Annotated in this window: 18 protein-coding genes, 1 pseudogene and 1 riboswitch; of the genes and pseudogenes, 7 read left to right on the forward strand and 12 right to left on the reverse strand. The window is 38.5% G+C overall.

Annotated elements, in window-relative coordinates:
* Positions 1-168 precede the first annotated feature (168 nt).
* Positions 169-1,341 carry an LL-diaminopimelate aminotransferase gene (locus tag AC3G7N_RS19195; RefSeq protein ID WP_489423773.1) on the reverse strand — a complete coding sequence of 391 codons (1,173 nt, stop codon included), beginning with the start codon at positions 1,339-1,341 and terminating at the stop codon, positions 169-171.
* Positions 1,342-1,493: 152 nt separating this feature from the next.
* A riboswitch (Lysine riboswitch) is annotated at positions 1,494-1,672 on the forward strand.
* Positions 1,673-1,746: 74 nt separating this feature from the next.
* Here AC3G7N_RS19195 and AC3G7N_RS19200 point away from each other — a divergent pair.
* From AC3G7N_RS19200 to AC3G7N_RS19225, 6 genes are all read left to right on the forward strand, one after another.
* The gene (locus tag AC3G7N_RS19200; RefSeq protein WP_489423789.1) at positions 1,747-2,949 is read left to right on the forward strand and encodes an aspartate kinase; all 1,203 of its coding nucleotides are present in this window, start codon (positions 1,747-1,749) and stop codon (positions 2,947-2,949) included.
* A gap of 18 nt (positions 2,950-2,967) precedes the next feature.
* Positions 2,968-3,954 carry an aspartate-semialdehyde dehydrogenase gene (locus AC3G7N_RS19205; RefSeq protein ID WP_489423790.1) on the forward strand — a complete coding sequence of 329 codons (987 nt, stop codon included), beginning with the start codon at positions 2,968-2,970 and terminating at the stop codon, positions 3,952-3,954.
* 1 nt (position 3,955) lies between these two features.
* A complete protein-coding gene (gene dapA / locus AC3G7N_RS19210; RefSeq protein ID WP_489423774.1) occupies positions 3,956-4,837 on the forward strand; it encodes a 4-hydroxy-tetrahydrodipicolinate synthase in 882 nt (293 codons plus the stop codon).
* A gap of 1 nt (position 4,838) precedes the next feature.
* Positions 4,839-5,570 carry a 4-hydroxy-tetrahydrodipicolinate reductase gene (gene dapB, locus AC3G7N_RS19215; RefSeq protein ID WP_489423775.1) on the forward strand — a complete coding sequence of 244 codons (732 nt, stop codon included), beginning with the start codon at positions 4,839-4,841 and terminating at the stop codon, positions 5,568-5,570.
* A gap of 3 nt (positions 5,571-5,573) precedes the next feature.
* The gene (gene dapD, locus AC3G7N_RS19220; protein ID WP_489423776.1) at positions 5,574-6,290 is read left to right on the forward strand and encodes a 2,3,4,5-tetrahydropyridine-2,6-dicarboxylate N-acetyltransferase; all 717 of its coding nucleotides are present in this window, start codon (positions 5,574-5,576) and stop codon (positions 6,288-6,290) included.
* A gap of 376 nt (positions 6,291-6,666) precedes the next feature.
* Entirely contained in the window at positions 6,667-7,812 is a 1,146-nt protein-coding gene (locus AC3G7N_RS19225) for a M20 metallopeptidase family protein (protein ID WP_489423777.1), read from the forward strand.
* Between the two features lie 79 nt (positions 7,813-7,891).
* On the opposite strand, the gene AC3G7N_RS19230 is transcribed toward AC3G7N_RS19225, so the two are convergent.
* From AC3G7N_RS19230 to AC3G7N_RS19260, 7 genes are all read right to left on the reverse strand, one after another.
* Entirely contained in the window at positions 7,892-8,032 is a 141-nt protein-coding gene (locus tag AC3G7N_RS19230) for a YpzI family protein (protein ID WP_489423778.1), read from the reverse strand.
* 142 nt (positions 8,033-8,174) lie between these two features.
* The gene (locus AC3G7N_RS19235; protein WP_489423779.1) at positions 8,175-8,597 is read right to left on the reverse strand and encodes an SRPBCC family protein; all 423 of its coding nucleotides are present in this window, start codon (positions 8,595-8,597) and stop codon (positions 8,175-8,177) included.
* A gap of 98 nt (positions 8,598-8,695) precedes the next feature.
* Positions 8,696-9,145: an NUDIX hydrolase gene (locus tag AC3G7N_RS19240; protein ID WP_489423780.1), complete on the reverse strand. Its 450-nt coding sequence runs from the start codon at positions 9,143-9,145 to the stop codon at positions 8,696-8,698.
* Between the two features lie 169 nt (positions 9,146-9,314).
* A complete protein-coding gene (locus AC3G7N_RS19245; protein WP_489423781.1) occupies positions 9,315-10,349 on the reverse strand; it encodes a DUF4030 domain-containing protein in 1,035 nt (344 codons plus the stop codon).
* A complete protein-coding gene (locus AC3G7N_RS19250; RefSeq protein ID WP_489423782.1) occupies positions 10,342-10,908 on the reverse strand; it encodes an RNA polymerase sigma factor in 567 nt (188 codons plus the stop codon). Before AC3G7N_RS19250 ends, AC3G7N_RS19245 begins: the two co-directional genes overlap by 8 nt.
* Positions 10,909-11,178: 270 nt before the next feature.
* On the reverse strand, positions 11,179-11,409 hold the full coding sequence (locus tag AC3G7N_RS19255) for a hypothetical protein (protein WP_489423783.1): 231 nt from the start codon (positions 11,407-11,409) through the stop codon (positions 11,179-11,181).
* Between the two features lie 50 nt (positions 11,410-11,459).
* Positions 11,460-12,233 (reverse strand): hypothetical protein, encoded by a 774-nt coding sequence (locus tag AC3G7N_RS19260; RefSeq protein ID WP_489423784.1) that lies wholly within the window; start codon positions 12,231-12,233, stop codon positions 11,460-11,462.
* Between the two features lie 143 nt (positions 12,234-12,376).
* Between AC3G7N_RS19260 and AC3G7N_RS19265 the strand changes: the two genes are divergently transcribed.
* Positions 12,377-12,871, forward strand: coding sequence for a L,D-transpeptidase family protein (locus AC3G7N_RS19265; RefSeq protein ID WP_489423785.1), 495 nt, complete (start codon positions 12,377-12,379; stop codon positions 12,869-12,871).
* A gap of 71 nt (positions 12,872-12,942) precedes the next feature.
* Here the strand turns inward: AC3G7N_RS19265 and AC3G7N_RS19270 are convergent, their stop codons facing one another.
* From AC3G7N_RS19270 to AC3G7N_RS19285, 4 genes and pseudogenes are all read right to left on the reverse strand, one after another.
* Positions 12,943-13,692: a class I SAM-dependent methyltransferase gene (locus AC3G7N_RS19270; RefSeq protein ID WP_489423786.1), complete on the reverse strand. Its 750-nt coding sequence runs from the start codon at positions 13,690-13,692 to the stop codon at positions 12,943-12,945.
* 104 nt (positions 13,693-13,796) lie between these two features.
* On the reverse strand, positions 13,797-15,623 hold the full coding sequence (locus AC3G7N_RS19275; RefSeq protein WP_489423787.1) for an ABC transporter permease subunit: 1,827 nt from the start codon (positions 15,621-15,623) through the stop codon (positions 13,797-13,799).
* Between the two features lie 396 nt (positions 15,624-16,019).
* Positions 16,020-16,598, reverse strand: a complete 579-nt coding sequence (locus AC3G7N_RS19280) for a histidine phosphatase family protein (RefSeq protein WP_489423788.1) — start codon at positions 16,596-16,598, stop codon at positions 16,020-16,022.
* Between the two features lie 160 nt (positions 16,599-16,758).
* Positions 16,759-17,622, reverse strand: a pseudogene (locus AC3G7N_RS19285) (alpha/beta fold hydrolase).
* Positions 17,623-17,881 lie beyond the last annotated feature (259 nt).

Here is a 17,881-nt window from a genome sequence, read left to right on the forward strand (position 1 = left end):
GCGCCTTGAAAGACACGACAAGCATAAGCAGAACGGTGCAGTGTGGGTGCTTTGCTCGCGCGGAAGCCAACTGCTTATGTCTCGCACGAGAAAGTAAAAAAACGTTGCCGTGGTAGCAACGTTTTTTACTTGTATACTAGACTCAGATACCTGTTTCGTGAAAATGTTCTACTCCCCGATCACCAGTTTCTCCCGAATGCGTCCCACAGCCTCCTGAATCCGCTCATTTGGAACAGAAAGCGAAATTCGAAAATATCCCTCTCCACCCGCTCCAAAAATATTGCCGGGGGTGAAAATGACACCGGTTTGTTCTAACACGGTCGTAACAAATTGTTCGGATGTATATCCTTCAGGAACGGGTGCCCATATAAAGATGCCTGCATTGGCAGGTTTTGCACCAATTCCAATTGATTGAAGTGCCTCCACCATCGTATCCATCCGTTTTTTATACACTTGATTGTATTCGGTCACACTGCTTTGATCACTTGTTAAGGCATGTGCAGCAGCCTTCTGAATTGGTGTAAAAACCCCTGTATCAACATTACTCTTGTATATCGATAATGATTTAATTGCTTCTTCATTTCCGACAACATACCCAACACGCCATCCTGTCATACAATAAGCTTTTGATAACGAGCCAAACTCAACAGCTAACTTTTTTGCTCCTTCTACTTGCAAAACGCTTGGCGCTTTATAATTATTATAAGTCACCATATTATACGCTGAATCGCTAACTACTACTATCTCGTTTTCCTTGGCGAACTCAATTGCTTGCTCGTAAAAATCAATATCTACCGTAGCTCCTGTTGGATTGCTGGGATAGTTCAGAAACATTACTTTTGCTTTTTTTAAAATATCTCTCGGGATAGTATCAAAATTTGGTTTATAGTCGTTTGTTGCGTTCACTTCCATATTGTAGTATTGGCCATCAGCTAAAAGCGTTGTCATTCGATAAACTGGATAGCCTGGATCAGGACCTAACACATAGTCACCAGGATCAATTACTGCTGGTAATAAATGGCCAATCCCCTCTTTTGACCCAATTAGTGCAAGAACTTCCGTGTCAGGATCGAGCTCTACATCGTACGTTTTCTTATAAAACGTAGCAACAGCTTCTCTGAATTCTGGACTGCCTGCAAAACTTGGATATTTTAAATTGGCAGGATTTGCTAACTCTTCTACAAGCTTATTTACAATATGCTCAGGCGTTGGAAGGTCAGGGTCGCCCACACCCAAATCAATAACATCCACCCCTGCTTTCAATGCTTTCTGTTTCTTTTTTTGTAATTCTGCAAATTTATATGGAGGTATGTTCGAAAGCCTTGTTGACTTAGTTTTCATCGGTTGAACCTCCCTGTTTTTATTTTCACTATCATACTAATTGGTTATTTATTCGTCAAGGTGTTTCAGTTTTTAAAAAAAATAATACTTTTAGGTTTACAATTCTATAAAACTCTCGTATAATCAATTACAAATTTGATACATAATTTAATAGTAATGGATGAGGCGCAAAAATCATCAGTACCTTATTACGTAAAGCTGCAAGTTGTAATAAGCGAAAGGGAAATTTGCCGAAACGGTGTTCTGTATGCAGATGGAACTTCGTTGGACTGTATATGAATAGTATGCAGGCTGTCATTATTCTTTGTAATAATGGTGTGCTTCCACTTGTATATAGGACAGTTATAAACAAGTCGGCATATCCCGACTTGTTTTTTTATTTATTTATTGGAAAGAAGGCAGTTTATGAAAAGAAGTGTACTTAAATTTGGAGGAACGAGTGTAAGCAGCCTTGAAAAAATTAAAAACATCGCTGACTACCTAAAAGGCAGAGCAAAACAAGGCGAACAATTGATTGTCGTTGTCAGTGCAATGGGCAAAACAACAGATGAACTTATGGCATCCGTGAGTTCCATAACAAATTCACCGAATGAGCAGGATTTGGCAGTTCTCTTGACGACTGGCGAACAACAGACCATCTCCTATCTGTCAATAATTCTGAATGATATGAGTGTAAAGTCAAAGCCCCTCACTGGTTATCAGGCTGGTATTGAGACTGTTGGCCATCACTTAAAAAGCAAGATTTCTAAAATCAACAGTGAGCTATTTGATCAACTTTTTAATACGTACAGTGTGCTGATCGTTGCTGGTTTCCAGGGTTTCAATACAGATAATGAGATCACGACACTCGGTCGTGGTGGTTCTGATACAACAGCTGTAGCACTAGCGGCTGCACATAAAAGCCCTTGCGAAATTTATACGGATGTTGCAGGTGTCTACAGCACAGATCCAAGAATTTACCCGCAAGCAAATCGGCTCGATCAAGTCTCGTACGAAGAAATGATGGAAATGAGCGCGCTCGGAGCAGGTGTTCTCGTTACAAGAAGCGTCGAAATCGCAAAAAACTACAACACCCCGATTTATTTAGGCAAGGCACTATCGGATGAGAAAGGAACTTGGGTTATGTCCAAACTTGATATTTTAGAGAAAAAGGCGATCACAGGTGTCGCCCTCGATGAAGATATGATTCACGTTACACTGAACTATCCGCATTATGATACACACCTAATGGACGCCGCGTTCGTCAATCTAGAACAGGAAGAAATCAATGTCGACATGATTTCGCAAATCGTTAACAACGAGGGACTTCAGCTGTCGTTCACAATGAAAGATACAGAAGAAAATCAGCTACAGAAAATCTTCTTACGTCTGAAAGAGGATTATCCAGGATTGTATTTCAAAATCGAAAACCGATTCGTAAAAGTATCGGTGATTGGTTCTGGGATGCGTGATATGACTGGCGTTGCTTCTAAAGTGTTCCGCACGCTCATTAAAGCGGACATTCCATTTTACCAAGTCACAACATCAGAAATCAGCATATCCTATGTAGTAGATGCAAAAAATGGTAAAGAAGCAGCACATCTATTGTGTGAACGCTTTGAATTATAATAGTTGGGGGTTTTTTTAATGGTAAAAATAGCTGTAGTAGGTGCTACAGGACTTGTGGGCCGCAAAATGATTGATTTATTGGATAAGAAAAACATTCCTGTCGATGAGCTAGTTCTCTTTTCTTCCAAACGGTCAGCCGGTTCTGAGGTTGCCTTCAGAAATGAAAAATATATCGTGGAAGAATTGACAGAAGAAAAAACAGATGGCGGTTTTGACTATGTGCTTATGTCAGCAGGAGGTGCTACAAGCATGAAATTCTCTCCTCTCTTTGAAAAAAACAACGCAATAGTCATCGATAACTCGAGCGCTTTCCGGATGGATCCGACGATCGATCTCATTGTACCGGAAGTAAATAAGCCGACATTGAACCGGAAAATCATCGCCAACCCAAATTGCTCAACGATCCAATCTGTCGTTCCTTTGAAAGTGTTGGAAGATGCGTATGGGGTAACACGTGTCAGTTACACGACATACCAGGCCGTATCAGGATCTGGTGTGAAAGGTGTACAGGACTTGAAACGTGGCGAAAATGGCGAAGAACCGGTGAACTACCCTCACCCTATTTACAATAACGCCATTCCCCACATCGATGTGTTTGGGGACGATGACTATACAAAAGAAGAAGTGAAAATGATTGAGGAAACAAGAAAAATTCTTGGACAGCCGGAAATGAAGGTCACTGCTACTTGCGTACGGGTACCTGTTGAAAATAGTCACGCAGTAGCCATCAACGTCACTTTGAACAGCTCGACAACTGCTCTTGAATTAAAAAAATTGTTTGACCAAAGTGATCTGGTCACCTTGCAGGATGATCCAAAAAACAATACGTACCCAATGCAGTTGACCTCATCTGGCAAAGAGGATGTGTTCGTCGGACGTATCCGGAAAGATGACAGTTTGGAGAACACATACCATTTATGGGTGACAAGTGACAATTTGTTAAAAGGGGCAGCATTAAACGCCGTCCAAATTTTGCAACAACTATTGCATTCGAAAGAGGGATAATATGGCACATTTATTCACAGGTATTGGCGTAGCTGTTACGACACCTTTTTGCAACAGCGAAATAGATTATGACAGCTTCAAACGACATCTAAGATTTCTGATTGAAAACAACATCCAATGTCTGGTAATTAACGGCACAACAGGTGAAGGATCTACCCTGTCGCGTGAAGAGAAAAAACGTCTTCTGGAAATTGCAGTGGAAACAGCTGCAGGTAGAGTTCCAGTCATTGCAGGCACAGGCGCAAACTCAACAAAAGCGTCCATTGAAACTTCGCAAGATGCAAAAGATATGGGTGTTGACGGACTATTGCTCATCACCCCATACTACAACAAAACAAGCCAGCGCGGTCTCATTCAGCACTTTAAGGCAATTACGGACGCTGTTGACTTGCCTGCAATTTTATACAACGTCCCAGCACGTACTGGTATGACGATTGCGCCAGAAACCATACAAACACTGAGTGCATATAAAAATATCATTGGCTTGAAAGACGCAACTGGAGACTTCAATTATCTTTCACAAGCGAAATTGCTGACTGAAGATTCGTTTGCGTTCTATAGCGGAAATGATGACACCACCCTCGCCTTCCTAGCACTCGGTGGGGATGGGTTAATATCAGTTGCTGCGAACGTTTTTCCAGATCAGTATCAGACAATGTATGAGCGTTCATTGGACAATCCTAGTGAAGCAAGAGCCATCCATTACCGTCTGTATCCGCTTATTACAGCACTCGGTGTAGACGTCAACCCAATTCCGATTAAAGCACTGACGGCCCATATTGGCTTTGGGAACTATGAACTCCGTTTGCCACTAGTACCTTTAGAATCAAACGAGCAGCAAAAACTGATTCAGGAATTCGATTTATTGAAAGCGGGTGTATAGCATGAAACTTCTTCTTTTAGGATACGGAGCAATGAACAAACGTGTCGCAAAACTCGCTGAGGAACGTGAGCATGAAATAATCGGGGTCGTGTTGAAATCAGAAAAAGAAGATGTACCTTACCCCATCTTTACTGACTTTAACAGGCTTCCAGAAGCTGATGCACTCATTGATTTTTCCCATCCGGACCTTACCAAAACGCTGCTTGATTCGGATGTTCTCCTTCCACTTGTAATCGCAACAACAGGTGAAAAAGAAATAATTGTAAACATGATGGAAGAAAAAGCAAGCTATCTACCGGTTTTTTATAGTGCAAACATGAGCTATGGCGTACATATACTGAAAAGGATAGTAGAGTTTGCAACCCCACTTCTTGCTTCTTACGATATTGAACTGACGGAGAAGCATCACAACAAAAAGGTGGATGCTCCAAGCGGGACACTAGTAAAACTGTATGATGCAATCAAGGAAATCCGAGAAGATGGAAAACCAGTATATGACCGCCACACTTCTGCAACAAAACGCAGAGAAAGTGAAATTGGGATCCATTCGATCCGCGGCGGGACAATTGTTGGAGAACATGAAGCCCTTTATGCTGGCCATGATGAAGTAATCTCGATTCAGCACAAAGCACAGTCAAAAGATATTTTTGCGAACGGTGCAATTGATGTCGCAGAAAAACTAATGAAGATGGAAAAAGGTTATTATACATACTCAAACTTAGGAGATGAATAGACAATGAAAGAATTTACAGCAGAAGAAATTATCCAGTATATCAGTAACTCAGAAAAGAAAACACCGCTAAAAATATACGTAAACACAGATCTTAAAAAAACAGATTTTCCAGGTAACTTTAAAGTGTTTGGTAGTGAAGGATCTTATACGATTTTTGCAGATTTAAACGACTGGAAGCCTTTTTATGAAGCATACGAAGGAAATTTAGAAGATCTCGCTATTGAACAAGACCGCCGAAACAGTGCCATTCCATTGCTTGATTTGGCAGAAATCAATGCTCGAATTGAGCCGGGCGCATACATCCGTGAACATGCTGTCATCGAGAAAAATGCGGTTATCATGATGGGTGCTGTCATCAACATCGGAGCGGTCGTCGGTGAAGGTACGATGATCGATATGAACGCTGTACTGGGCGGACGTGCCACGACAGGTAAAAATGTACATGTCGGAGCAGGTGCGGTTTTAGCAGGCGTGATTGAGCCACCAAGCGCAAGTCCAGTTATCGTGGAAGATGATGTACTGATCGGTGCAAATGCAGTTGTACTCGAAGGCGTTACAGTTGGGGCTGGTGCTATTGTCGCAGCAGGAAGCATCGTCACAGAAGACGTCCCTGCAGGTGCTGTTGTCGCAGGCGTACCGGCCCGTGTTATTAAGCAGGCAAGCGAAGTACAAGGTGGGAAAAGAGAAATCGTTCAAGCGTTAAGAAAGTTGAACCAGTAGTCAGGGCCGTATTTATTGAATTTCGAGCAACACTCTCGTGGAATCGCGCGACATTTGATAAGTATCGCGCAACAGCTTGGTCAGTGCGCGAATTTTAAGGTATGTTGCGCTATAATTTAGTTGTTGCGCGCCATTTTGGGTGCATATTTTCGATATTTGGCGTTTGTCTTCCAGATCCGGGCTGAGTGAGTGCTTGCGGCCCGAGTTTGGATGCGCTCGATCAACTTTTACCACTAGTCGATCATTGCTCGCATCTCGCTCAACTTTGGCTGGCTCTCGATTAACTTTGAACTTAAGACGATCAACTTTTGATGTTTGTGGATCAACTTTATACGATCAGTTCGCCACATTTTCAATCATTTTGGAGTGAAAAAACATGGAGTTACAACAAATTTTAACAAAACATAGAAGATACCTGCATCAAATACCCGAACTAGGCTTTCAAGAATTCAAAACAACTACCTACATCCGGAAAACATTGGAACAGCTTGGCGTTCCCTACCTGACGCCCCTTGAAACAGCAACCATCGTTTACCTCGAAGGCGAATCAGACACGACAATTGGCTTTCGTGCGGATATTGACGGGCTTCCAATTGATGAAACAAACGGCATATCGTTTAAATCCCAGCACAAAGGCGTTATGCATGCGTGTGGACATGACGGCCATACAGCGATGCTCCTAGCGTTTTCCGAAAGATGCAAAACAATGCAGGATTCAAACACGCTACAGCACAATGTTCTTTTGATTTTCCAGCCGTCCGAAGAATCAATGGGCGGTGCCAATCATCTGGTCAAGGCATTTCCATTTAAAGAATATAAACCTGAAGCAATATTTGGTCTGCATCTCATGCCAGATAGTCCTGAAGGAACACTCGTAACTAAAAGTGGATCGCTGACTGCTAGTGCAACCGAATATCGAATTTATGTGAAAGGCACGTCTGCCCACGTCGCGAATAAAGAAACTGGTGCAAGCGCACTTGGTTCACTGCATCATACAATGTCGCAAATTCAGCAACTTCAGAACTTTCATCTGAGCGGATTGAATCAGAACATTATTCACATCGGAAAAATGCATGCAGGTGAAGCAATCAATACCGTTGCTTCCTCCGGTTACTTAGAAGGAACAATTAGAACATACGATATGGCCGACCTAGCAACCATTAAAGAAAAAATCGCCCAAGCCGCAAGTAGCAGTGATTTACTTTTCGATACACAATCTCGGGTAGAATTTGCTGAAGGTTATCCTCCTGTGGTGAACACTGAAAAGCTCCTGCCTCTTATCTTAGCAAGTGCCAACGAGACAGGACTTGAGGTAATCATCAAAGAAAAGCCTTATTTATTTGGTGAAGATTTTTCGTTTTACAGCCAGATTGCAACGACTCACTTTGCCTTTTTGGGGGTACAAAATGAAAGCAATAGGAGCGGTCTCCATACCTCAACATTTAATTTTGATGAGAAAAGCCTAGTAGCTGGGGTCAATTTTTTCGAAAAAATTCTAAAGGATTTTGGTAGAGCGTGGTGATTGCAATACTAAAAGCCAATTGAAATCCAAGTACAATAAATGAAAGCGATCACCTTTTCAGGATGATCGCTTTTTCATTTTACTTATCTCCATCGTTTAATTTTCTGGCTTCTTCAGGGCCTGACATTTTTGTTGAACCTTTATAGCGAAGACCCACATCTCGGTCTGATTCCACGCGTCCACTTTCTCTTAACTTCTTTTCTTGACGATCTTTTCCCATTTTAAGCACCTCCTAGCCTTAACATGAGTCTTTTAAGAAAGATTTATTCATATTAGAACAATGCTAAATTGATATTTGTTATAAAGCTTCATACACTACACTATTACAGTCTACCAATGCTTAGGCGCTTTTTAAAAATGAGTTATTTAACTAATGCTGCTCTCAAATTAACACCATATTCCAAATAACCCTTTAAACAGGTCAACATATAGACCCAACCTTCTTTATTATCTATCAATTGACTTATCGACTCATCATCATTTTCTTTAAAACCCTCTTCGATAACTTCAATAATTGTACCCGGGTTATCTAACTCATACAGCGTAATCGTAACTACATGACCATCCTCGTCCTGGAAAATAATTTTCTTATCTACCTCGATTTCTATTATTTTTATAACTCCTTCTGCATCGTATTCATCATATCTCAATGTAATTGTCTTACCTTGTTCCCATCTTTCAGAACTTGAAGAAAACCAAAAACCTCCAATTTTTGAAGGGTCTACGAAGGCTTCAAATATTTCATTAGCTGGCTTTACTATTTTAAATTTAGTTAGATTGTTCATAACCTATATCATCCTCTTTCTATTTGTTTCATATTGAGTATACCTTATACATTCTAGTCTAAATGATCAATCCCAATTCCCTGCTCGCTTATAATTCCTTATACAATTTGGTTATTCTGTTGGATTAAGTCTAAAAGCTCTTCTGGGACAAGCCGTAACTGCCTACGTTGGAGTTTAGGTAAAGAGATCCACATTGCTTTAAACGTAGATCCATCATCTTCCTTTCCTATAAACGAATCTTTCTCATAAATCGAACTGTCAACAAACCTGGCATCATATACCTGAACTATTTCATGTCCAACATCACCGTTAAAAGTAAAAATGTTCTCAATAGTTCCTATGTATTGGATATCGGAAATAGCTGCTTCAATTTCTTCGTCAACCTCTCTAATTAACGCATCAGAACTTTTTTCTCCGTATTCAATTCCACCACCTATTGGACGATAGAAGTAATCCTTCTTTATAGGATCATAGCCTTCAGCAACTAAGATGGAATCACCTTTTTGAAAGATACAAATAACTAGTGCCCGTATTATTCCTTTTCTCATATAAAAACCCCCCTATATTAATTTATTGACAAACACCTAAAGGATTTCCTTCAGGGTCATAAAATGAGAAGTATGGTGTCGTTCCTTCTCCAGTAACTGGATTTCTATAGTAACGTTATCATTAAATACCTTATCGTTTTCTTCTTTAACGTGTTGTTTTTATCCTAGGTTAATTTATTTTCTTTTTATCTTTGCTCAACACCTCAACTCTGTATGGATCATCTTTCACCGCTTCTTTTGCAGATTCACTTTCAATAAAGGTATCAATTGTATCCTCAATCTTACGACCAAGCTCTTGGGCATCTGGATCTGTTGAATGAATAGATGTTCTTATTTCAATTCTGAGTGGTAGCGGATAAAAAGAATAGCCTTCTCCAATAACCTTATATTCTTCTTTAGCCAGTAATCCCTCAAAGATCGTATTAATTACTGGCATCCATCTGCTTTCTTGTGCTCTTCTTTCCATATTGATTTCATGTACCTTGATTGGGAATTCCCCTATATCTTTCTCTTGGACGACATTACGAACTACTTTTTTTATTTCATCTACCCGCGGTTCACTATCAGGGATATCCAAGGTAATAAACTCCTCAAACTTATTGTTCCTTATACCATAGCTTAAAACTTTGTAATCGTGTTTTTCAAGTTCCTGTTGAATTGCGGCAAGCAATATATCACTTTCTTTCATCCTTTTCTTTGCCTCTTCACTCATATCAGGGACAAATGACTTGTATTTATCAACCTTCAAGGTGTAAGCATCATAACGTTTCGACTGTAAAATATCCATTGCAATATCTTTTATCTCACCTTTTACATCTTTATAATACTCATCTGATCCATCAACGGATATCGTCACTGTTTTATTACTAACACGGAAACTTACTCCGCCAATTTTATAACCCTTATCTCTTAATTCTTCGGAAATAGTAGTCACTGCAGGTTCAGATTCAAAGATTGCACTCAGAAAAGGAACTTTCGCCATAACACTTGCCATAGCTGGAAAAACGAACGCAGACCCGAATAATAAACCAAACAACAAAACAGCAGCACTTCCAAAATAAGTAAGCCTTTTACCAATACTCAACTTTTTCTTCTTTTTTGGTGCAGTTTCTGTTTTAGCCTTTTTCACTCCCAATTTAGCCCTGTCATGCAGTTCCTTTGGGATCTCAATCTTATCAAGTTCCTGTTTGATTTTATTACTCATACATATCAACCCTCCTAACCTGTTTCCGAAGTTTTGCTAACGCTCGATATATGACTGATTTTACTGAACCTGACGGCAATCCTTCCAATTCTGAAATCTCATCGAAGGTATATCCGCAATAATATTTCAGGAACACTAGGTTTTTTTCTTTCTCATTCAATGTTTCAATTAAATCCTGCAACGATAACGAAAGAGGTATATCATCGTCACTTGAACCTATAAACTCAGCGTATTCGGGATTCAGGTAAGTCACTTTCTTGTTTTTTCTTAACAAGTCCGTTGCACAACTAATCGATATTTTTATTAACCATGATTTTAAATAGTTAGGGTTTTCTAAAGTGCTTATTTTTTTGAATGATCGATATGCAGTTTCCTGAACAACATCAAGCGCGTCATGTTTATTTTTTACATACAAATATGCCATCCTATATATATCCGTTTCGTACTTTTGAAACAATGTCAAAAAGGCTTCATCGTCACCTTTTTGAGCTTTATCAACTAATTCAATAATTTCCCTCACCTTCGTTTCTTCAAATGATGTATACCTATTAGACGCCAATTTTTCCTGTTTAGCTTCATTTTTTTAAAACCCGTTGAACAACAGAAAATAGGAAAAGCGTCAAATATTCTCATCTTTGATATCCGATGAAAATGATTTAACGCTATAGATTTTGGAATACAAAATAGAAAAGCTTTTTCAATCGCTCATCACATATACTATTATTTGTCCATACAGTTCCACATCGATAAGCGTTTTAGTGGTTCGGTTCAAAAAGTACACTCCTTGTTCGTAATTTTAATTTCCTATTATTTATTGGATATTATCATTCTATCGATTGTCATTACGCTTCTCTAAGTAATCATTATATGTTTCCTGGACTTTATCTTTTTCTAAAGTTATGTGTAACAATCTTTTGTTTATGTTATTAAGTACGTATAGTCCCCTGAATAAGCAGCCAACAACAATTCCAAAAGCAGTAATACCACCGGCAATCGGTCCAATCATGAATAAAGCAAACCCTAAAATTACACTGGCAATAATCGAGATAAATAAATACATGAAAATCACTCCCTTCATATGCATAAGCATACATCACCATCGTAATGTGTTCACTTAAACCATAATCTCTTTGATTCACTTACTGATAAATTCAATTGTTTAATAAAATATTTATGAAGTTGTATTTTTTCATCCCACTCTTTATAGCAATTAATTAATCCGGTAATATCCCCTTTAAAATATTCCTCAACAAGAATTTTTACGACCTTCGTGCTTCTCCAGTAATCATAAAAGGCTGCGGAATATGCATTGCTATTATTTTGTCTATAACCTGATTCCCCGAACTGATTAAGCGTATACTCGCCATATTCTGCCTTATATGTCTCAATTAATAAGCTTTCAATTTCTGCGGTATCATTGAATTTTTCTTTTGAAAGCATAAATTTACGTGGAATATAAAAACACATTCCTTCCTCGAACCACATGTTTGCTTCATCACCTTCGAATTCATCATGAAAAAAGTCCGAGTGATGTGTCAGCTCGTGAGCAGCTATAACTGCAACATCCATTAGTTCAAGCGTTAAATAATACTTTGCTGGTTTTGGGTTTTCACCTTTGACAGTAGACATAAAAATGTCTTGCCACACCTCAGTCAAAGGATTGATATGTATGAGTTCTCTTGAAGTGTATGCGGGTAATGGAATATCTGAAAATATCTCAGTCGCAGATTTAAGATCATGAAAAACGATACCTCTTGGATTCTCAAAGGTGGTAATTCCTTTAAGTGATTCCGAAAAAGTATTAAGGTGTTTGATTACTTCAACTCCACTCTTCTCTATTTCTTCTGCATATGAAGTATTCGTTACGGACACTGCATAGTTCATAAAATCTACCTTTCTACTTCGATTGTTGCTTCTTTTTATCGATGAAAATCAAAATGGTTCCCCTTCTTAAGAAAACGTTTTGAAACACTTTGCAAAATCCACATAGAATGTATAGATAGCAATAACCTATGGAGGTGTGAACATTGATTCATACAGTTAAACCTGGTGAAACACTGACACAGATATCTAGAGATTATCGCACACCAATACAGACAATCATTAATGCTAACCCATCAATTAATCCAAATGTTATTTATCCCGGCCAAGCAATTGTTATACCTGGATTTCCAGCTGTTAATACAATCCCATATCAAATTGATGTGTCTATCAGTAATCGGCGGCTAACTTTATTCAAAGATGGTGTACAGCAAAAACGGTATCCCATTGCGGTTGGAAGAATGCTGCATGAAACACCAATAGGGAACTTTATCATTATTAATAAAGCTCCCAACCCTGGAGGTCCGTTCGGTACAATGTGGATGAGTTTATCAAAAGAACACTATGGAATCCACGGTACAAATGACCCGAGTTCGATTGGCAATGCTGTTTCAATCGGTTGCATTCGTATGTACAATAGAGATGTAGAGGAATTAGCGAGTATCATTCCGATAGGAACACCGGTTTCCATACATCCATAAATTAGTTAAGTGTATAGGGAAAACCTATACGCTTTTTGTTCTTTTGGTACAGAAAATCGCCTGCATTCCTGTCACAACTTTTGACTCTTGACTATTAGAGTAGTCGGGATAGCCTTTGCCTTTTCAAAGGAATACCATCTATTTGCGTGCCTTTGAACATCTTCATCTGTTAAGCGGACATCTTCAATCACTTTTTTAATTCCAAATCCACTGTCAATTAATGTATTCATATATGTACTGATTCTATGTTGTTGCATAATTGCAGGATGATCCCATGCCTCATGGTCATATGGACCTTCCTTATGATAGGATTTAGTAAAAGTTAAAACGTCATCTTTATTATGCACACGGCTATGTAGTGGGTGTTCCCAACTAAAGATAAACATGCCACCTTTTTTCAAATATTTATGAATGTTTTCTAAGGTTTTATCTAGATTAGTTGTCCACCCGAGTGCGTAAATGGAATAAACGATATCAAAATGGTTTTCCGGAATACCGGGATTCTCTTCCATTGGAGACTCAAACAAATTGACAGGAGAATTACAGTTATCTAATACAAGTTTAGCCGCATCAATTTGTTTCTTTGACAAGTCTATTCCCCATAGTTCACCTGCATTCCGCTTGCTCATGTACTGTAAAGAATGCCCACTGCCACAACCAATATCTAATATCTTTAAATTGGTAACATCCCCAAATAAATTCAATTCATCCTCACGCGGCGCAAGTGGTCCATATTCTGGAAGAGGATTTCTTCCATAAAAACGATGCGCTACTTCATCCCAACTTTGCTTATTTACTTTAAGCGACTCAACATTCATCATCTGTACCTCCGAATAGTTATGAAACTTTTGTTGTTCTTTTTCATTTAACGTACTGCTACTTATATAATGAGATCGTATTCGTTAAGGGATAAGTTCTCATCTTCCTACTTTCTATCGTTATCAACTCGCTCAAAGCTTTCCGTGGTGATTTTATGTTTTGTAACCTCATCACTCTTTTGAGCATCTCGCTTCTTTTTGCCTTTTCTAAGTTTGTACATTCCACCTATTTTAGCTTGTTGTACTTCTTTCACACCTTTTATCATGAATTGCATGGCAAATATGCTTAACATGAAAGCTGCTAGTGGGCATAGAATCAACCAAATATGTGTATTCCCGCTACCAATTTCATTTCTCGCTGCACCGATTAAACCAGACCATTCATTTGTTATAGACATAGGCGGAGAACCGAACTTAAATAGTGTTCCGCCAAAAAAGAACTGGAATACTCCTAAGTGGATAAAGACAAGTAACACTTGAATAAACTGTTGGCCAAAAAGAATAGTCACTCTCGGACCAATGTGCGGTAGCACATGGCGCAACAAAATATAGAACTTGCTCCCACCTAAAACCTTGGCACTCAAAATAAATTCACTTTGGAGGACATCTTTTATATTGTTTCCGATTAACACAGTAGTCAGTGGTATTACGATAGCGGTTAAAATAATTATTTCTAGAACAATACGTTCGGTGAGCGTGTATGTTTCCATGCCTGGTCTCACAGACAAGATTGGTTGGAGGAGTACATAAGCAATGACCGTTAAAGGAAGAAAATGTATCGAGTCTACTAATTTTTCGAGCCAGTCTTGCTTTCTACCTTTTAAAAAGAAGCCAAACAGAATTCCACCTAATAAGCCAAACAAAACCCTAAGTCCAGCTATCAATAGACCAAATATTAATGTAAACTTCGCTCCAATAATGAGTTGATCCAGGTAGTCGAAACCAACGTTATCAGACCCCAGCAAAAACGGTGTTCCTGGCGGATGTGGCGGTACACTCTTTATAGTCAGACCATCCGCTTCATAAATAATACGCACCTGATCAACATGGTTATTTGTTGTGGTGGAATAGATGACACTTACACCAATTACCAAAATAAAAAACAAACTACCAATCGCAAATTTGTAGTTTTTCATATGCCTGTAGAATATCGCACCGACATAAATGATAGGTTTCCAAGGTTTAAGGTTCCGCAACCGGATACGTGATACCCCACTAATCCAAATCTTAATCGACTGGACAGGATTAAACGACTTATTCTGGTTCATTATAATATTCTGTCTATATATTGGATCCTCGTACAAGCCCAGCTCAATCAATTGAAAAAAGACAAAAAACGGCGTAAATATTAATACGAGTGTCACGGCGATCGTCATTGAATTAAAGCTATCTAACATGAAAAAAGTTAATCCGTGCGTATTAAATAAATATTCGATAACAAATTGACTGGACAACGTTGCCCAAATGATTACCTTTGAATGTTGAAAAGTCGAAGGTAACACGTTTCTTAATACATGCCGTATCAGAATACCTGTTTTATGAATCCCTTTACTTTTCAAGAACACAACATAATCCTTCAAGAACTCTTCTTCTATCCTAAAAAGTAAAATCTTAAATAAAGAAATCATAGGCAAAATTGCCAAGGTGATGATCGGGGCAAAATAGACATTTTCATCCATGTATCCAGCAACTCGAAATAAATCTACCCCACTACTTTTATAAATATAGATACTGAGAGCTTGCAACGAAACAGCAATAACTACATCTGGTATCGATTCCAACAAATCCAATGTACGTTTAACCCATTGCATTACTTTTCGTGGAAGAAAATTTGCAGCAAAAGCAAAAATAAATGCCAAAGAAAATCCTAATAAAATCGCAACAAGAAAAAGCTGCATCGAGTAGACATAAGGCTCCCACAATGTTCCCAGCAAGGAATAATCCCCTGGGGAATGGGAAGCTTGAAACATCCAAGACTCAGGTTGAAATAGTCCTGAAAAGAAAGAACCTAAGACCTTCACATATTCTAAAGGATTTGATAAACCCGCAGTTGCAAAAAAGTGGGGGAAAACGCTTATACAAATAATTACAAAAACACTAAGTAAATAAAAAAGACCTATTTTGAGAAACCTCATAATTACGACCGTCCTAACGAAATTTTAAAGATTAGATAAATTTAGTCTACTACTAAATGATAAAATTAACTACCTGTTTTCAAAAAAACTCATGGACACCAAACGGAAAATGAGCGCGATTCGTATTAGTGAATCGCACCCTTTGATCAATAGAAATTTTTATAGATACATTCTATATAGAACCTTTTACAATTACTAATTTCCAATCAAATGCCTCGTACAATTATGTAGCTCCAATTCCCATTCATCCGTTGATTTTTGAAGTTTAGTTAGCGAACAATTCTTAAGAGACTCTTCATCCAGATGAGGTACAAGTTCTTTGAGCAGATGTTTAATAAAAGATCCATGCGTAACAATTAACACCCGCTCGCCGTCATGTTTTTGTATGATTTCGTTTAAGAATTTTAGTCCTCTATCTGTAACTATGTATGGACGTTCAATCCCCAAGTCTAATTCTCTCCAGTTGACGCCCCACTTTTCCATTCTTTCTTCTTTCGTAGTCCCTTCAATGTGTCCGCCGCCTACCTCACGAATCCTAGGTTCCAAATGAATCTTGCTAATACCAATTCTATTACCGATAACTTCAGCAGTTTGGCTGGCCCTTAATAAATTACTGGAATAGATGGCATCCCAATCTTCTTCACTCAAGCGATCTGCTAGTTTACCAGCTTCTGAACGTCCATCGTTATCGAGTGGAATATCTGAATTCCCCTGCGCTCTGCCTTCCTTATTCCAAGCTGTGCTGCCGTGACGAATAATACCGATTTTAATCATATTTACACATCCATTCTTTGTAAATAAATTATTTTATTATAGCAAATGTTCTTTCTCCAGGATGTACATGACAATCTGAAGATCACAGATTGAGAGGGAGCTATGATTTCTATATTTGCTGAAGAACAGTTACTCATCCATCAATAACAAACGTTTTGCTTTATGAAAAACGTGTAAGAAATTCTACAAACCTTTCATTTACATCATCAGACTCCTGACCAAGCCATACTAAATGTCCCCATGAATCAAGTAAATATAATTCGGAACTTGGGATTTGTTGGCGGGCATAATGGGCATGTTCCAGAGGAACCGATCCATCATATCTGCTACGCATGATGAAGGTCGGGCAAGAAATAGCTTGTAAATCCTCTGAAGTAATCGCTTTCGTTTGTGATAAATCAATTTAAAAACCATGCCCTGACCGTTGACGATTATTTATTTTTCGAATTTCATCAATATCTCCTTCTGTCATCTTGCCTTTTACTTCCTCATACGAAAGCTTACTAAATGAAGGCACCATTTGTTTGAAAGTAAATTCCGGAAAACGATTACTCATGCTTGAAATGATTTTCCATGTCATTTTTTCAAAAGAAGGCCGGAATAAAACTTGTGCTGTTTTGTATATTTTATCTTTGGGTGTGTGCCACTCTTTTGTAACGGCACTTTGTAACGTTAATGTTTTGACTCTCTCCGGGTAATGGGAAGCAAAGTAAAGTCCACTTGGTCCGCCGGCTGAAACAGAAAGAAGGTGAATCTTTTTAATTTCTAAATGATTTAATAGTTTCACATAGTATTCGCATGCTTTAGATAAACTTTCCCCAATTTCTCTTGAAGTCCCCCTATACCCTGCTCTTGAAGGGGTAATAATGGAAAAGTTATTCTGAACCAATGCATCATGTCCAAATTCCTCATAACAATTGGAATGACCACCGTGCATCACAAAGACTGGATTTTCTCCCCTTCCTGTGATGGAATACTCGATAGTTTTACCGTCAACGGTATATGTGTCGATTTTTCTTTCCATTGGCACCCAACTTTCTTATAATGAATTGTTATTCTGATTATAACGTTTTCTCGTTTGTTCATCAGAAAATCTTTTGTTCAAATAAACGATGTGTTGGAAAATGCTTCGATATATACGGGATAATCTTTTTTCTTATTCAATTCATGTAAAAAGGACGCTTTCTCCTTATTAAGGAAAAGTGCCCGTTCGTATTGGTGAATTCTTTATCTGCTTAGTTGAAGACACATAAGCAAAAATAAATCCAGCAAATGCAGCGCCA

The organism is Virgibacillus carmonensis (assembly GCF_057836705.1).

Excerpts from the sequence above, each read along its gene's own strand:
- AC3G7N_RS19195 (WP_489423773.1), bottom strand. The coding sequence starts at position 1,341 with ATGAAAACTAAGTCAACAAGGCTTTCGAACATACCTCCATATAAATTT.
- AC3G7N_RS19280 (WP_489423788.1), bottom strand. The coding sequence starts at position 16,598 with ATGATTAAAATCGGTATTATTCGTCACGGCAGCACAGCTTGGAATAAG.
- AC3G7N_RS19200 (WP_489423789.1), top strand. The coding sequence starts at position 1,747 with ATGAAAAGAAGTGTACTTAAATTTGGAGGAACGAGTGTAAGCAGCCTT.
- AC3G7N_RS19205 (WP_489423790.1), top strand. The coding sequence starts at position 2,968 with ATGGTAAAAATAGCTGTAGTAGGTGCTACAGGACTTGTGGGCCGCAAA.
- AC3G7N_RS19235 (WP_489423779.1), bottom strand. The coding sequence starts at position 8,597 with ATGAACAATCTAACTAAATTTAAAATAGTAAAGCCAGCTAATGAAATA.
- AC3G7N_RS19230 (WP_489423778.1), bottom strand. The coding sequence starts at position 8,032 with ATGGGAAAAGATCGTCAAGAAAAGAAGTTAAGAGAAAGTGGACGCGTG.
- AC3G7N_RS19270 (WP_489423786.1), bottom strand. The coding sequence starts at position 13,692 with ATGATGAATGTTGAGTCGCTTAAAGTAAATAAGCAAAGTTGGGATGAA.
- AC3G7N_RS19245 (WP_489423781.1), bottom strand. The coding sequence starts at position 10,349 with ATGAGTAATAAAATCAAACAGGAACTTGATAAGATTGAGATCCCAAAG.
- AC3G7N_RS19240 (WP_489423780.1), bottom strand. The coding sequence starts at position 9,145 with ATGAGAAAAGGAATAATACGGGCACTAGTTATTTGTATCTTTCAAAAA.
- dapD (WP_489423776.1), top strand. The coding sequence starts at position 5,574 with ATGAAAGAATTTACAGCAGAAGAAATTATCCAGTATATCAGTAACTCA.
- dapA (WP_489423774.1), top strand. The coding sequence starts at position 3,956 with ATGGCACATTTATTCACAGGTATTGGCGTAGCTGTTACGACACCTTTT.
- AC3G7N_RS19255 (WP_489423783.1), bottom strand. The coding sequence starts at position 11,409 with ATGTATTTATTTATCTCGATTATTGCCAGTGTAATTTTAGGGTTTGCT.
- AC3G7N_RS19225 (WP_489423777.1), top strand. The coding sequence starts at position 6,667 with ATGGAGTTACAACAAATTTTAACAAAACATAGAAGATACCTGCATCAA.
- AC3G7N_RS19260 (WP_489423784.1), bottom strand. The coding sequence starts at position 12,233 with ATGAACTATGCAGTGTCCGTAACGAATACTTCATATGCAGAAGAAATA.
- dapB (WP_489423775.1), top strand. The coding sequence starts at position 4,839 with ATGAAACTTCTTCTTTTAGGATACGGAGCAATGAACAAACGTGTCGCA.